Annotated in this window: 12 protein-coding genes and 3 pseudogenes; 5 read left to right on the top strand and 10 right to left on the bottom strand. The window is 58.2% G+C overall.

What is annotated here, in order from left to right; translation table 11 throughout:
* Position 1 precedes the first annotated feature (1 nt).
* From ACA062_RS10630 to ACA062_RS10595, 8 genes and pseudogenes are all read right to left on the bottom strand, one after another.
* Complete coding sequence (locus ACA062_RS10630) at positions 2–1,063, bottom strand: NADH:ubiquinone reductase (Na(+)-transporting) subunit F (RefSeq protein ID WP_497456321.1); 1,062 nt, start codon at positions 1,061–1,063, stop codon at positions 2–4.
* Positions 1,064–1,073: 10 nt separating this feature from the next.
* Positions 1,074–1,433: a phenol hydroxylase subunit P4 gene (locus ACA062_RS10625; RefSeq protein ID WP_497456320.1), complete on the bottom strand. Its 360-nt coding sequence runs from the start codon at positions 1,431–1,433 to the stop codon at positions 1,074–1,076.
* 73 nt (positions 1,434–1,506) lie between these two features.
* The gene (locus ACA062_RS10620; protein WP_497456319.1) at positions 1,507–3,063 is read right to left on the bottom strand and encodes an aromatic/alkene/methane monooxygenase hydroxylase/oxygenase subunit alpha; all 1,557 of its coding nucleotides are present in this window, start codon (positions 3,061–3,063) and stop codon (positions 1,507–1,509) included.
* A 53-nt stretch (positions 3,064–3,116) separates the two neighbouring features.
* Positions 3,117–3,389 (bottom strand): MmoB/DmpM family protein, encoded by a 273-nt coding sequence (locus ACA062_RS10615; protein ID WP_497456318.1) that lies wholly within the window; start codon positions 3,387–3,389, stop codon positions 3,117–3,119.
* Entirely contained in the window at positions 3,386–4,381 is a 996-nt protein-coding gene (locus ACA062_RS10610) for an aromatic/alkene monooxygenase hydroxylase subunit beta (protein ID WP_497456317.1), read from the bottom strand. The genes ACA062_RS10615 and ACA062_RS10610 overlap by 4 nt, the downstream gene beginning before the upstream one ends.
* A 46-nt stretch (positions 4,382–4,427) precedes the next feature.
* On the bottom strand, positions 4,428–4,682 hold the full coding sequence (locus ACA062_RS10605; RefSeq protein WP_497456316.1) for a phenol hydroxylase subunit: 255 nt from the start codon (positions 4,680–4,682) through the stop codon (positions 4,428–4,430).
* A gap of 259 nt (positions 4,683–4,941) precedes the next feature.
* Positions 4,942–5,742, bottom strand: a complete 801-nt coding sequence (locus tag ACA062_RS10600) for a sigma 54-interacting transcriptional regulator (RefSeq protein ID WP_497456315.1) — start codon at positions 5,740–5,742, stop codon at positions 4,942–4,944.
* A 108-nt stretch (positions 5,743–5,850) separates the two neighbouring features.
* Positions 5,851–5,985, bottom strand: a pseudogene (locus ACA062_RS10595) (hypothetical protein); the annotation flags it as partial.
* A gap of 636 nt (positions 5,986–6,621) precedes the next feature.
* On the opposite strand from ACA062_RS10595, the pseudogene ACA062_RS10590 reads away from it, so the two are divergent.
* Together ACA062_RS10590 and ACA062_RS10585 are read left to right on the top strand one after the other, a co-directional pair.
* Positions 6,622–7,737: pseudogene (locus tag ACA062_RS10590) on the top strand (site-specific integrase).
* 316 nt (positions 7,738–8,053) lie between these two features.
* Positions 8,054–8,254 (top strand): annotated as a pseudogene (locus ACA062_RS10585) (DUF3313 family protein); the annotation flags it as partial.
* Between the two features lie 1,147 nt (positions 8,255–9,401).
* On the opposite strand, the gene ACA062_RS10580 reads toward ACA062_RS10585, so the two are convergent.
* The gene (locus ACA062_RS10580) at positions 9,402–9,833 is read right to left on the bottom strand and encodes a hypothetical protein (RefSeq protein ID WP_497456314.1); all 432 of its coding nucleotides are present in this window, start codon (positions 9,831–9,833) and stop codon (positions 9,402–9,404) included.
* Between the two features lie 56 nt (positions 9,834–9,889).
* Positions 9,890–10,759, bottom strand: a complete 870-nt coding sequence (locus ACA062_RS10575) for a helix-turn-helix domain-containing protein (protein WP_497456313.1) — start codon at positions 10,757–10,759, stop codon at positions 9,890–9,892.
* Positions 10,760–10,903: 144 nt separating this feature from the next.
* Between ACA062_RS10575 and ACA062_RS10570 the strand changes: the two genes are divergently transcribed.
* From ACA062_RS10570 to ACA062_RS10560, 3 genes are read left to right on the top strand one after another with little or no spacing between them, the layout of a single operon-like run.
* Positions 10,904–12,187 (top strand): acyl-CoA dehydrogenase family protein, encoded by a 1,284-nt coding sequence (locus ACA062_RS10570; RefSeq protein WP_497456312.1) that lies wholly within the window; start codon positions 10,904–10,906, stop codon positions 12,185–12,187.
* Between the two features lie 47 nt (positions 12,188–12,234).
* On the top strand, positions 12,235–13,368 hold the full coding sequence (locus tag ACA062_RS10565; protein ID WP_497456311.1) for a saccharopine dehydrogenase family protein: 1,134 nt from the start codon (positions 12,235–12,237) through the stop codon (positions 13,366–13,368).
* 21 nt (positions 13,369–13,389) lie between these two features.
* Complete coding sequence (locus ACA062_RS10560; protein ID WP_497456310.1) at positions 13,390–14,946, top strand: AMP-binding protein; 1,557 nt, start codon at positions 13,390–13,392, stop codon at positions 14,944–14,946.
* The last annotated feature ends 15 nt before the right edge of the window (positions 14,947–14,961 follow it).

Raw genomic sequence — 14,961 nt, 5'->3', positions numbered from 1 at the left:
ATCAGATGCGCTTGAACAGTGCCGAGCGCTGGGTACTTTCACCCCCGTCGGCGGCGCTGTAGAAGCGCTCCATGAAGATGTCGCGCTCGAACAGCCGACCCTGCATCAGGCACGTGACGGCGGCGTCGATCATCGGCGGCGGCCCGCACAGGTAAGCCTTGTTGGCACTGAAACGACCGCCGAAATGCTGCTTCGCGGCGTCATGCACAAAACCCTTGAACCCCGTCCATTCACGATCCTCCGCCGCCTGATTGAGGGCCGGTACATAGGTGAAGTTGGAGTGGTCCCGGGCCAGTGCCTCGAACAGCTCGCGGTTGTACAGCTCGGCACGGTTGCGCGCGCCCTGGAACAGCACGATCTGCCGGGTATCACCGGCCTGCAACAGGTCAAAAATCATCGACTGCGGGCTCGACAACCCGGAGCCACCGGCGATGAATATCAGGTCCCCAGGCTGAGACGTGCGTACGAAGAACTGGCCGTAGGGGCCGGACAGTTCCACCGTATCACCCACCTTCAAATCGTCGTGAATCTTGCCGGTGACCAGCCCGCCGTCAACCCGGCGCACGTGCAGTTCGACTTCATCGGCGCGGCTTGGTGGATTGGCCAGCGAGAAGGCCCGCGAGCCTTCAACCCCGGGCAGTTGCAGGTTGATGTATTGTCCGGACTGGAACGCCATCGGCCGATCGAGCTTGAGGTGCACGCCCTTGATAGTCGGCGAAAGGTCCACCAGGGCGCTGACCACCGCCCGGTAGTCTTCGACGGGATGGCCGAGGAAATCCGGGTCCGCGTCGATATCGGCCTCGATCACCATGTCGCTCTGCGGGATCGCACAGCACGCCAGGACCTTGCCTTCTTCGCGTTCGATATCCATCAGCGCAAAGGGTGACGCTGCGCCAAGATCCACTTCGCCTTCCAGCACCTGGACCTTGCAGGTGGCGCAGGTGCCATGGCCGCAGGCAAACGGCAACCAGACGCCTTGGCGCAACGCGGCCTGAAGGATGGTCTGCCCCTCTTCCACTTCGATCTGCTCGCCAGTGGGTTCAATGGTGACTTGGTAGCTCATGGCGATGTCCTCAGTTGAAGCTGCCGGCAATGCCGTTCAAGCCAGGGGTGTTGAGGTGCAACAGACTCTTGTGGTCGATGCCGTTGGCGATCAGGCTCGCGCCGTTGTCCGGGATGAACGGTCGATCGTTGAGGCGCCACAGTGCCTGGCTGAAGTCAATCCGTGCTGCATCCGGGTGGTGGGAAATCGGGGGCTTGACCACCTGTTCGATGAAATCGCCGAACAGCATCGTCGGTGGTAGCGGGAAGGTTAGCGGAGCGCAGAACATCAGGTGTTTTTCCCAGCACAGGTACACCAGTTGCAGGCCACGGAAATTTTCCTGGCGGTCCAGAGGGTGGGCGTCATAGGCGCCGATGGCAGTCACGGGCATGATGGTTTTCCTTATTGTTGTTTGTTTGGGGGAAGCAAGCCCGCAGGCTTGCTTCGGCACGCAAAGTCAGCGTTCAACCGGTCTTGAGCAGGTCCGGGTCAACCGCAGAGGCCGGCACACTGTTGCGGTCGTTCGGGTGCCAGTCCTGCCAGCGTCGATGTTCGGCGGAACCGAGGTATTCGCAGTTGTCCTCGCCGGGGTTGATGTTGTAGTAGTCGCGTACCACCGACTCGACATCCTCGCCACCGCAATTGCCCTGCAGGATCTGGTGCACCGGCAGCCAGGCCTGGATGTACTTGGTCGGCTCGTATTCGAAGATGTCGCAGCAGCCCTGGGAGCAGAAGTGATAACGCTCGCCTTCGTGCTCGGTGGCGCGATGGCTAAGGGTGGTCTGGTCATCCGGCTCGCCGAACGACAGCGGGATCTGGCAGATCTGGCAGAGCATCGGCAGGGTCGGGTTGTAGAAGCGCTCGCCCTTCTCTTGCAGTGCGCGCCAGTGCTCGAAGCGCGGGCGATAGATCTTGTCGAAAGTGTCGGGATATTTGGATGACAGCCAGTCCAGCTCTTCGTCGGTCGGCATCCAGGTGTGGAAGTTGGTCGCCTGGCTGTATTGATAAAAGATCGACCAGGCCTGGTGACTGACGTGGTCCTTGGCGATGTTGGCCTCTTCGACATGCTTGGGTGGACGGATGCCGTAACGCTCCAGATCCTTGAACAGCGCACCGCCGGCCTCTTCGAAATACACGCCCCAGGCTTCGGACCAGGACATGACTTTGTTGGGCAGCATGTAGTCCATCATCATCCCGACCAGCGTCAGCAGGCGGTAGCCGCGCCAGAACCATTTGTCGATCCAGCGCTGGATGATCGGCACGTTGTCTTCATGTTGCTCCAGCAGAAACTTGATCACCTCGAGGCCCAGGGTCATGTGTCGGGCTTCGTCGGACTGTGCGGAGAAGCCGAAGGTCACCGTGGCCATGTCTCCGTTGAATGCTGCACCCGACATGAACGGCACGAACAGCAGGTTGGTCAGCACGTACTCGAACGAAAACGAGATCGCGGTGAGAAACTCGAACGGGCCGGCGGTACGCGCATCTTCGAAGAACGACTTGGGCACCGAAAGAAACCACACGCGATCGTGCATGTGGGCGAAGTCATGCAGGCCGTTGAAGTGCTTGTTGTAGTGACTCATCGCGTGAATCTGGGTCTGCACGTGGCGCAGTTCGTCGATGGCCTGCATCTGGCAGGCGATTCGCGCACCGGCACCGCTGAATTGTCGACCGACCCGGGCGAAGCCTTGATAGGCCTGGTATTCCAGCGGTGTGATGCCCGACAGGAACAGCTTCAGCGCGTTGACATAACGGGCGTCCGACAGCGTGGTATGGCCGTTGTTCTGCGAGAACGCGTCGAAGATCGCATAGAGCTTTTTCTCTTTCTCGGCCTGGTATTTCCAGTAGGTGTCCATGGTCAGGCGGAACGGGTCTTCCCACTTGTCCCAGTCGGTGATCTTGATGCCCTCGAAGCGCTCATGGGGATAGATATCCTCGTGGGTCTGGTAGGTGGGCTCCCAATCCAGATCACGGGTCATGCAGCGGTATTTTTCTTTGGCATTAAGGCGTTTTTTCACGGCCATGATGGCACTCCCGAATTCTTGTTATGGATCAAACACGCAATGGCGGCTGGCGATCAGTTGCTCCAGTGCAGGGAGAAGCTGTCGTCCTCTTCCACCACGTTGCCCCCCAGGGTGATCACGTACATCAGCATTTCCTGGATATCCCAGTGGCTGCCGGTGATCTGCTCCACCGTGTCGCGACGAATATCCAGGCGACCCTTGGCTTCGATGCGGATCATCGAGGGCTGATGCTGGATCTCGGCATGGGGATTGTCCTGGACAATGGCGCCGACGATCGAGCGCGCGTAATCGGTGTCCTGCAGGTTGATGTACACGAGGGAAGTCATACGTTGGCTCCTGTCAGGCCGATTTTTTTCACGCGTGCGGCGAACTCGGTGCACACGGCATCCAGTGCCGACGCATCGAGACCCAATGCAGCCAATGGTTGCAGAGCCTCGACCGAGCGCTGGCTCCAGTGATTGATCCAGCCCTGTACCAGGTCCTTGTTGGCCGCGCTTTCATTGATCACCGTCTTGAGCATCGCATCGACCCAGCGCTGGCTTTCGGCAAACCACAGGCGCATGAACTCGGTCAGCATGCCGACCTGCCCGGCGCCGTTGGCCGACAGTTGCTCGTCGAGTTTGTGGAACAGCAGCGGATACACCAGGCCGTCGCTGACCAGGTTCTGCGCCACGGTCAATTCGAACCAGTCACGCACCACCAGGGTGTCCTCGACGTAGCGACGCATGCCCTGCCATGCCGCATCGTTCAGCCATTGCTGTTTGGCCTGGGCCAGCAACAGGACGTCTCCGTCATCGAGCATCAGACCGATGCGCGACAGGTACTGGGCGATGCCCAGACGATCCACGGCATGGAACATGTGCATCTGCGTGACGCTGGTGCCAAAGCCGTCGGCGGCAATGTTGCTGTTGTTCATGTTGGCGCCCATCTCGGCGTGGCGCAGGGGCAACAGCAACTTGCTGATCAACTGGATATTGGCACTGGACAGGCCGGCGAGCATGTCGCGCTTCTCGCAGAAGGAGTAATCGTGCTCGGCGTTTTCCTGCATCCTGGCCCGGGCCTGAACATAGGCGCCGTAGTAGTACTGGCGTGGATCGCTGACCGCGTACCAGTCGGCCATGACCACGGCAGTGCGGGTGGCATCGTTGAGCAGCTTGTCCGGCTGCCACAGCGGCCGGTAATGAAAATTGGTCGCCGACTCCAGGTCGAAACTCGCTTCCTGGTAACGGCTGGCCACCTTGTCGCCAAACCGGCGACGGGTGTGGCTGAAGGTGTTGCGTAGGGTCTGGGCGGTAGTCGTCTTGATTTCAACGCTCATGGGCGTGCGTCCTGTCATTGTTGTTGTAGGGGCGACGTGCCAGGGCTCAACAGCTCGGGTCTGCCTCGCCGTAGCGCCACTTATGCATGTCTGCATCGATGGCCGCGGACATCTGCGCGTTCATGTGCTGTACGCGGTTGTTGGTGCAGAACTGTTCGAAGGCCAATCGCGGCAGTACCAGCTCGACGTAGAGCTCGGGGTCGCCAATGGCGAAGTCGAATTCGACGAAAGGATCAAAGCTGGAACTGCGCACGCGAACGTAGCGCGGCATATCGTTGAAAGCAGTGAGTGATGGGTTCATGCATCGGGCTCCTGGTTGGGGCTGATGCAGAACAGAGCAATGGCTGTGCCATAGTCCATTGCGGGGTGGGATTTGCTTTATAGGCTGTTGATTAAAAACAATTTATTTGATTGACCTGACAAGATGAATGGCGACTGCAGCGGGTTTACAGCAAAGTGAGCCATCAGCGCTTTTCAGCATTTGATGAAGCGTTTTTCAGCATTTGCTCTATCCGGCCCGGCACGCCCCCGCCAACTCGCGATGCCGGGGGAATGCCTGTTCAACCGTCCTTTTTCTCCAGGCGATAAGCCAACTGGGCACGGGTCAATCCCAGTACCCGAGCTGCTTTGGAAACGTTGCCATCGACTTTTTTCATTGCCGTTCGCAGAAGACGCGTTTCGAACTCTTCGAGGTTGAAAGTATCGCTGAGCAGCGCATCGCAAATAGGATCGACGTCAGCTGAAACCGGCACAGGTGCGGACTTCAGTTGTCCCTTGGTATTGATTTGATTCAGCGCGCGGCCTGGCTCCTGTACAGACGAAAAAAGCGCGTGCATTTCCATCATCTGATTGTTGTCGGTGAGGATGATCCCCCGCTCGATCATGTTTTCCAGCTCGCGGATGTTACCCGGCCAACCATGATCCATCAGCGCCAGCATCGCCTTGTCGGACACGCCTGAAATTCGCTTGTTGTAAAGCGTCTGGTATTTGCCAAGGAAGTGTTCCACCAACAACGGGATGTCTTCCTTGCGTTCACGCAAGGCGGGAATGTAAACCGGGTACACGTTGAGACGGTAGAACAGGTCCGCCCGAAAACGGCCCAGTTTGACCGCCTCGGCCAGATCGGTATGACTGGCGGCCACAAGACGGACATCGACCCTGATAGTGTTCGTACCCCCTACCCGCTCCAACTCACCTTCTTGCAGCACCCGCAACAACGCGGCCTGCGCGCGGGGCGTCAGTTCCGCCACTTCGTCGAGGAAAATCGTTCCGCCGTTGGCCCGCTCGAACTTGCCCTCACGACTGGTGTGCGCCCCGGTGTACCCTCGAGCGATCTGTAAACGCCGGTTTAGCGACAGCATGTCAGGCGGACATGGCTGTTTGAAGAACGTCTGAATGAGCGAAAAAGGCAGGAGAGTCGAGTGACGCTCCCGCCTTACGCGTGCACTGGTTTTTTTTGCTTTTCGGAATCAGGTCTTTACGGGTACCTGTCTCAACCAGCCGCCGCCCAGCGCCTTGAACAGCGCAACCTCACTGCTCATCTGATTGAGTCGGTCGGTCAGCAAGCCCTGTTGCGCGGTGAACAACTCCCGTTGTGCGTCCAGCTGTTGACGCCTCCGCCGAATTAACCCATGCGCTGACGCAAGACTGCCCCCCCAAAAAAAACGGCACAAATCCAGCAAGGTAATGGTTCGCGAGGAATCAGACAGAGTCAGTGATATCTCGGCAACTGGGTCAATTCGGCGTCGGCGCCAACAAACCCAGGGGGGTCTAGAGGGTAAAACGAAGAAGTTGAGAGTTTCGAGGCATAAATTCACTGTCAATTTTACCGGCCAGTATCGTGTGAGTAACAAAACTCACCGTAAAAAAAGCGTGAATCTTTTGCAGCTTCAACCATGAGAAGACTGCCAGATAAGGCATCAATTCACGCGAGCGCAGTGAGGATTCCACTGAGAGCCAGTCGTTTTGTAGGGGTAAAAATGCCTAAAAATAAAAAGGGGTCGCGAGATAAAATCTCGCAACCCCTTGAATTATATGGTCGGGACGGAGTGATTCGAACACTCGACCCCTAGCACCCCATCTCCTTTTTCATACTTCTTGAAAGCTTCCAAAATTTTACTCTGGATTTTTCTAAGCTGGTATTTACTTGAGCTCCAGCGGTGTTCTGCTCTACGAGAGTCCAGTAACGTCCATCAAGAGCCGACGTTTTTGTGGGGGTAAAAGTAGGGGGAGTTCATTACATGGCCAAAATTACCATCAAAGAACTCGAGTCGCTGACCGCCGATGATGCCGGCCGAATCCTCAGGGAGGATGGCAATCTCGCCGGTCGAGTCTCAGTCCGTAAGGACGGCGTGTCGGTCAGCTTTTTCTATCGTTATCGCTGGGGCGAGCAGAACAAAGAGTACTCCTGCGGGTCTTGGCCGCGCAAATCCCTGACGGATATCCGCAAGGCACGCAACCAGGCTCGAGCGCTCATCGATGAGCAGATCAATCCCAACGAGCACAAGAAAACCGCCAAGGCACAGGCGCACGCCGCGACTAACGTAGAGGCCGAACAGGAAACGACGCGGAAGGCCCAAACACTGACCGTCCAGGATCTGGCCAAGGCCTAACTGCACAACCGCTTCCAGCAAATGACCGCCGATTACGACGCCCTCCCCGCGGGCCAAAAATACGACGGTATTCGGCCGCTAAAGAAGGAAACGCAGCTCGCGCTCTGGATCAGCCTGGGCACCTTGTGCCGGATTGGCGAGTTGCTGCAGGCCGAATGGAAAAATGTCGATCTGGAGCGGCAAACGTGGTTCCTCCCCAGTGAAAACGTCAAAGGCTCCCGGGGCAAGAAACAGGACCACCATGTCTTCCTCTCCCCCTTCGCCCTGCATTTCTTTCAGGAACTCAAGACCCTGACGGGAGACTCCCAGTGGTGCTTTCCGAACAAGCAGGATGATGGGCATGTAGACGTGAAGGTGGCGAGTAAACAGGTGGGTGATCGCCAGGCCCGATTCAAAAACCGCAAGGCCCTCTCCAGACGGCGTCACGACGATACGCTGGTCCTTGCCGACGGCCAGAACGGCGACTGGACACCGCATGACCTACGGCGCACGGGCGCGACCATGATGCAGGCGTTGGGGGTCAGCCTGGACGTGATAGATCGCTGCCAAAACCATGTGCTGGCGGGTTCTCGGGTGAGACGCCACTACCTGCATCACGACTATGCCGAAGAGAAGAAACGCGCCTGGAACCTGCTGGGCGATCGGCTCGGTGCGGTGTTGTCCTCAACCTATGAGCACACACCGACCGAGTCGATGATGTCTTTCCCAGCCTACACCGCCACTGGATCCCTTCCTCCTTCATAAGTCAGTTCTTGACTACGGAACTCCTCATGGTTTCGTAGATATCACTGAGCGCTTGCTCCGGGTCGATTCCGAACAGTTGTATCCATTACGCAGAGCATCTCCACCGACAAGTCGCCCCAACCCCACTTACCGGTTTCCACAATCAACTGCTGGCGACCAAAACTGCCTGCTCGGCCGTTAGCAGCCTGTCCGACCGACAGCAATCGACCAGGAAGCGGACATGGCTCCGCCCGAGCAGGCACTGGTGATGCAGGAAGAATTGTTCGGGCCGCTGCTGCCGATCCGTGGTTAGCGTTTCCGCGGCCAGCGGCCATCGGCCATCGGCCATCGCGATCAGGACACCACACTGTTCATCGAGGCCGAGTTCATCGACGCCAGCAACAACCAGACCGTCGCCAAAGTGGTGCGCAAAGTCTTTGGTAGCCAGGTTTCAAACGCCAGTCAGAAAATCACCGCCCAGGATTTCAAAGCGGCGATCGTTAAACTGGGCACCGATTTGCAGGCGTTCATCCGATAAGAATCAGAGCAAGCCAGCACCGGCTCTGCGACGACTTTCAGCCAACTGCAGCCATTTGAACCACTATCAAAATGCTTTCACAACACACAGCGCGCCTTAGACCGCAGCGGGCGAGTGAGATCACCGAGCGGCTGCCGCATAAGTGGGCGTCTGTTTAACCACGCAAGGTGTGTTGGGCGGACGCTGAACGAGAGTAACGGGCCGTCTATTGCCCAGCCTCCGGCAACTACCGGTTTTGGGACGATGCTGGCAAAAGCTACGGTGCGAGGGGCAGCTTCACGGGGAAATCAACCACGACTGGTAGCGCGAAGGTCTATCCATCAAGCTCATTTTTAGTGGTGCGCGCACCGGTAGTTACTTCTTACCTCTCACTTAACAACAGTAGTTTTGGTTTGTCAGGAATTGTCCGCAATGGGGTCAATAGCGGTTATAAGTTTTAGGGTTGAACACAGATAAAAAGTCGGTTGCCCGCTCACGAAGTTTGACGTCTGTTCAGTCGTTCACGCATCCGATTGCGGTACACAAACTACCTTTGCTAACGAAACGCGCTTTGGAAAAACCATCCTAAAAATAACATCCAGGCATTGGGTCTAGCTGGTTGAAGGGCTCCGGTCAATCAGGAGCGGCACGAACCTTGCCGCTAAAGACGCTAAAGCCGTATGTGTTGTAAATGAACGTCACCGGTATAAGTACGGCAAAAACCGACCAACATGAAAATCTGACTGATAGGACTGAAGGCGGCAGCTTGCAAGGTCAGCTCTGGCGGGACAATCAGCGGTTATAGCGCTGTGATCATCAGCACGAACTCCAAAACGAAGATTCCCAGCGCTGCGAACAGCGGCAGACATTCTCGTCGGCTTCGAAAACCTTGAAGGAACCCAGTGAGCAACTCAATGAGGAGTGTTGCGGTCGGCAGGCAGATCAGAGGAAAGCCGGGGGTATATCGAGTGTCCAGCGTCATTGTCCAGGCAACCAGCAGCACTAACAGAACCAAGGTGACGGCTGCCAGCCTCCTGGCTTGACACTTTGAGCGCCATTGGAGCTCTTCCTAAGCGGGCCAATACAGCCAGCAGGCACCGAGCCACGTGAAGCCCACCACAAGCACTGCGCCGCAATAGAGTGGAAACATACCAGCGACTCCCAGCCGTTATGGTCCCCAGAAACCGAACGAGCGGCCTACGAATAGCAACGCGATCCCAAATACCGCAGAAGGCCACGCGAGTGCTTTTACTATTTCAACGATGAAAGTACCACCGCATATCTGAGAAACGCCTTGCTGCTTTCGGGCCAGCTCAATCCGTGGGCCGCCAACCACTACCTGCGAGCAACGGCCTTGCTCAAGCGCTGGAAACGCTTGAGCCCCCCCGACGAGAGGGGGGTTTAAGTGTTCAAAACGAGTAATTTTTACTCCCGGAACAACAAATACTGTCATCGAGTGCTCGAAAGCAGGTGAACGGATGAAAATAATAATAATGCTGTCTGTAGTTGCATCGCTGACTGCGATGATCGCCGTCGTTCTACGACTGGACGAGGTCTGGTTCGAGTCGCAGCGCCAGGCCGCGAATGAATGCCAGGTCAATCAATACACTTGCGTCAAACCGGCCGTGAGTTTCGCTTCACTGCACTGATTTTACTTCAGGCTCGCCCCCTGCTACCGCCGGCCTGGGTTCGATACTGCGCCGGCGTAGTTGCATGTGCCGTCTTGAATGCCGCTGTCAGGTGGCTCTGGGTACTGAAACCACATTCCAGGGCGATGTGCAGAATCGGCAGGTCGGTTTGCATGAGCAGATCGCGTGCATGTTCCAGCCGCGCATTCATCACGTAACGATGAGGTGGCATGCCCATCGCATTCTGAAACAACCGCCGAAAATGCGCCGGACTGACCCCGGCCTGTTCCGCCAGCTGGCTGATCGATAGCTCCTGCGCCAGGTGCTCACGGATGAAGGCCAGTACCGTCTGCAGACGCGCCAGCTGAATGTGCGGTGGATTAATGCCGCTGGTGATATCGGATCGCAGCACACGGCATACCTGCTCGAGCATGACCGCAGACAACCTGGCCATGAAACCCCGGTCGGCCTTTTTGCCCAAATTCAGCTCATCCATCAGTTGTCGGGCAGCGGCGCCGACCAGGGCATCACTGAAGGAAAACGGTGCCTGCGCATCAGCGCAGAGCTCGAACAACTGTTGAAAAACACCGTCGGTGCGCTCAGGCAAGTAGAACACCGCAAAGTCGACGCTGCCGGAATAGTGCCAATGAGTTGCACAACCGGCGGGCATCAGCAGCGATACGAAAGGCAGTGAGGTCGAGCGCAGCTCCCCTTCCATGCCTTCTTGCACCCGTGAGCCGCCGAACTGTGTCAACAGGGCCATGACACCGACCGGAGGTACGACCCGATCGGTCTCATGGAGGAAATAGCGCTCGGCATACAAAGGCATTTCACCGCACAGCATACCGCCAACCATCGGCAAACCTAGTGCTTCGTGGACTTGCTGTTGCGGATTCATCGGTATCTCGGGGTGAGCAGATTTTGACAAATATGACCGCTTTTCAGGTGAGTTGTCGAGGCCCGGAAGAACAATCATTGCACCCATATTCAACCCCCCGGTCAACGCCAGGCGGGCCATTTCATCTCCAGTCGAGGAACCGTGATGATCAACTTACACGACACGCTGCAGTTGCCTGCCGTTGGCTTGACCGGCTTTGAAACACCGCTGACCGAAGAAGAATCCGCCATTCAGCAGAGCGTTCATCAGTTTGCCAAAAACGTCCTGCGACCGATCGGCCAAGAGCTCGACAAGATGAGCGCGACCGATGTCTGCGCGCCAGGCTCGCCGTTCTGGTCGGTGTTTCAGGAAGCCGCAAAACTGGGCCTTGATCCGTCCTTTTTCTCCCAGTTCCCACCCGAAGTCGCGGTACGCCTCGAGTCGCTGATCGGCGAGGAAATGGGCTGGGGCGATGCGGGCCTAGGCACTTCATTGGCAGCGGCCGGCTTTCCCCTGCACATGGCGATGGCTGCCGGCAACCAGGAACTGGTCGATCTCTGCACCGGCAAGGTTGGCTGCTGGATGATCACCCATCCGGACAAGGGCAGCGACATCATGGTTTATGACATGAAGCGCGAGTGGCCCCACGGCCAGCAAGGTAACAAGGGCAGCCTCTCGGCCAAGGTCGGCAAGGACGAAATCGTCATCAACGGCCAGTGCTCGGCCTGGGTCTCCAATGGTGCCGTGGCGCAAGTGGCGCTCGCCTACATCGGTGCCGATTACGGCGACGGTTACTTCGATACCGACGGGCGGCCCCATGGCGTGGCGGTGATCATCCCCCTCGACCTGCCCGGTGTCTCGCGCGGCAAGCCGCTGGACAAGATCGGCCAGCGCGCGCTACCACAAGGCGAAGTCTATTTCGACAACGTCAAAGTGCCGCTGCGTTTTGCGGTCGCACTGCAAGACCAGTACTACGGCAACCAATCCTCGGCCTGGTCCTACGCCGGCACCCACATGTCGCAATGTTTTACCGGTGTTGCTCGCTCGGCCTTCGAACTGGCCTTGCAGTATTGCCATGAGCGCAAACAAGGCGGCCAGTTGCTGATCGACCATCAGCTCACCCGCTATCGCCTCGGCGACATGCTGCGCCGAGTGGAACTGGCCCGGGGGGTGGCGCGCCGTTCGCTGGCCTATGCACGCCTGTCGCCGCAATCCCATCCCTACGCCACGGCATCAGCCAAGGTCACGGTGACCGAGGAATGCATGAAGGTCGCCAGCGAGGCGCTGCAACTGTTCGGCGGCGCCGGCACCTCGCGCGAATACCCGATCGAAAAAATCTTCCGCGATGCCCGCTCGGCCCTGATCGAAGACGGCGAAAACTACATCATCACCATGCGCGTTGGCCTGTTGTGCCAACAGCTTTATGCCGAAGGTTGGTCGCAGAACTGACCCCGGCACTCAACCCAGTAACCTCAAACAACAAGAGATACTCGAAAATGGCTAAATACCCCGTAGTTGTCTATGGCGCCAGTGGCTACACCGGCATGCTGACCATGGACTGGCTGATCGATCAGAACATTCCATTCACCGCCGTGGCGCGCAACGCCGGGCGTGTGCACGAAATGATGGCGCAGCGCGTGGTGCGTCTGGAGTCCGCCACCTATGAAGTCATTGAGGCCGAACACACGGTCGAAGCACTGACGGAAGCCTTCCGGGGTGCCAAGGTGGTTTGCAACACCGTCGGTCCCTTCGTCAATTTCGGCCTGACCACTGTTGAAGCAGCGCTCAAGGCCGGTTGCCATCACCTCGATACCACTGGTGAACAGGGATACATGCGCGAAGTGCGGGAAAAATTCGGCAAACTCTATGCCCAGGCCGGCCTGCTGGTCTCGCCATCGCTGTCCTACATGTACACCTATGCGGAAATCGCCGCGGAACTTGCGCTGGAAACCCCGGGCATCGACGCGTTGGAAACCTCGACACTGTGCCGTGGCCCGCGCGATGCCGGGTCCGGCGTGACCGTTGGTTCGACGGCCTCCATCTTCGAGTTGTATCGCTCCGAGCAGTGCTACCTGTGGGAGAAGAAACTGGTCCCACACGCCGTCGACACCTCTTTCAACATCGCCTCGCCCGACTTCCTGCAACCGGTCTTTGCCCTGCCGTGGGGCGGCACCTCCTTGCCGGTGTATTTCGAAAACGATCCGCGCGTGCGCTCCTGCGTTTCCTGCGTCGGCTTTTATGACAACAACGTCATGAAGATGGTGCATGCCTTGGGCCAGAAGTGGGAGGCCGAATACAAGCACCTGCCAAAAGAACAGCAGGATGCGGTACTCAAGCAAATCGTCGAGTCGACCACCCCGACCATGCCGCCGCGCGAGCGCACCACCACCGTGCGCATGGTCGACACCGCCATCGGTCGCGGCCAGCTCTCGGCCGTGCGCGCCACCGTTCATGGCACCACCGCCTACATTGCCACCGGCGCCCTGCAGGTCGCGGCCGCAATCAAGCTGATCGATGGCGAGACCAACAAGGTCGGTTTCGCGTCCGGTTCCAAAGCCTTCGGTCACCGCTACCTGTTGGGCTTCCTCGAAGAGCGCGGCCTGGCTCGTGCCACCGTTACCCCGCTCTGATCGGCTGCACTGGAGAAATTCATGGCAATAATTGATTTCTACGACCGCGGCTGGGGCATCGACCCGGCCGGTGTCGCCTACATCCAGGGCGAGCGCTCCTATACCTTCGACGAAATCGGCGAACTTTCTTGCCGAGTCGCCAACAAGCTGCTCGCACTGGGCTTGCCGAAGGAAACCAAGGGCGCGATCTGGGCCGGCAATGACGTGACTGCCTGGGCCTGCACCTTGGGACTGTGGCGCGCGAATATGACCTGGATACCGGTCAATGCGCGCAACTCGATTCAAGAAAACACCTACATTCTCGACGCGTTCGATTGCGAGGTGATGTTCTACCAGCACGACTTCGCGTCCGTCATCGCTGACCTTCGCCCTGCTCTGCCGAAAATCAGGCACTGGATCTGCATCGACGCCATCGACGTGGATGCGCCTTCGCTTGAAACATGGACGGCAGGACAGCCTTCAACGCGCCCCGAAGTGCCCTATGACATGGACGACGTGGTGATGCTCTCGCCGACTGGCGGCACCACCGGCATGCCGAAGGGCGTGATGAATACCCATCGCAGCACGCAAACCTTCATCGCGCATTTCATGCTGGCCTGTGCGTATCGCGATGGGCTCAAACCGGTGAACATGGCGGCCGCACCGATGACCCACACCGCAGGGCTACTGGCGGTTCCCTGCACGGCGCAAGGTGGCACGGTGATCGTGCTCCCAAAGCCTGATCCGGCGCTGATGCTGGCGTCCATTTCGCAACACAAGATCAGTGAATTCTTTCTGCCGCCGACGGTGATCTACAAGCTGCTGGAAATCCCCGGTATCGAAACCGTCGATTTTTCCTCGGTCAAATTCTTGTTGTACGGCGCCGCACCGATGTCGGTCGAGAAGCTGAAAAAAGCCATCGAAGTCTTCGGTCCGATCATGGCCGGCGGCTACGGCCAGACCGAGGCTCCAGCGAGCATTGCCTACCTGCGGCCCGACGAGCATCTGGTTAATGGTGAGCTTGCCAGAGACCGTCGTCTGTCGTCGGTCGGCCGGCCTAATCCGCTGATCCGGGTCGAAGTGATGAACGATGCCGGGCAGATTCTCGCGCGGGGCGAAACCGGCGAAATCTGTGTGCACGGCGACCTGATCATGAAGGGTTACTACAAGCAACCGGAGTTGACCGCCCAGGCCATCGTCGGCGGCTGGCTGCACACCGGCGACATTGGCCATATCGACAGCGAAGGCTACCTGCATCTGACCGATCGCAAGAAGGACATGATCATCACCGGCGGCTTCAACGTTTATCCCAGCGAAGTCGAGCAAGTCCTGTGGAGCCATCCGGCCGTGCAGGACTGCGCAGTGATCGGCGTGCCCGACGAGAAATGGGGCGAGACGGTCAAGGCGGTGGTTGAACTCAATCCCGGTCACAGCGCTTCGGCACAGGAACTGATTGACCTGTGCAAAACCCGCTTGGGAGGCGTCATGGCGCCCAAGTCGGTCGACTTCATCACCAGCCTGCCGCGCAGTCCCGTGGGCAAGGTGCTGAAGAAAGACCTGCGCCAGCAGTACTGGGAAAACTCCACTCGCAACATCTGAGGTTTGCAAGATATG

It is taken from the genome of Pseudomonas sp. LBUM1679, from assembly GCF_059695565.1.
Note: the sequence above shows the minus strand (reverse complement) of the source record. Positions and strands in the feature narration are given on the sequence as shown.

Excerpts from the sequence above, each read along its gene's own strand:
- ACA062_RS10570 (WP_497456312.1), top strand. The coding sequence starts at position 10,904 with ATGATCAACTTACACGACACGCTGCAGTTGCCTGCCGTTGGCTTGACC.
- ACA062_RS10620 (WP_497456319.1), bottom strand. The coding sequence starts at position 3,063 with ATGGCCGTGAAAAAACGCCTTAATGCCAAAGAAAAATACCGCTGCATG.
- ACA062_RS10615 (WP_497456318.1), bottom strand. The coding sequence starts at position 3,389 with ATGACTTCCCTCGTGTACATCAACCTGCAGGACACCGATTACGCGCGC.
- ACA062_RS10565 (WP_497456311.1), top strand. The coding sequence starts at position 12,235 with ATGGCTAAATACCCCGTAGTTGTCTATGGCGCCAGTGGCTACACCGGC.
- ACA062_RS10575 (WP_497456313.1), bottom strand. The coding sequence starts at position 10,759 with ATGAATCCGCAACAGCAAGTCCACGAAGCACTAGGTTTGCCGATGGTT.
- ACA062_RS10605 (WP_497456316.1), bottom strand. The coding sequence starts at position 4,682 with ATGAACCCATCACTCACTGCTTTCAACGATATGCCGCGCTACGTTCGC.
- ACA062_RS10625 (WP_497456320.1), bottom strand. The coding sequence starts at position 1,433 with ATGCCCGTGACTGCCATCGGCGCCTATGACGCCCACCCTCTGGACCGC.
- ACA062_RS10600 (WP_497456315.1), bottom strand. The coding sequence starts at position 5,742 with ATGCTGTCGCTAAACCGGCGTTTACAGATCGCTCGAGGGTACACCGGG.
- ACA062_RS10610 (WP_497456317.1), bottom strand. The coding sequence starts at position 4,381 with ATGAGCGTTGAAATCAAGACGACTACCGCCCAGACCCTACGCAACACC.
- ACA062_RS10560 (WP_497456310.1), top strand. The coding sequence starts at position 13,390 with ATGGCAATAATTGATTTCTACGACCGCGGCTGGGGCATCGACCCGGCC.
- ACA062_RS10630 (WP_497456321.1), bottom strand. The coding sequence starts at position 1,063 with ATGAGCTACCAAGTCACCATTGAACCCACTGGCGAGCAGATCGAAGTG.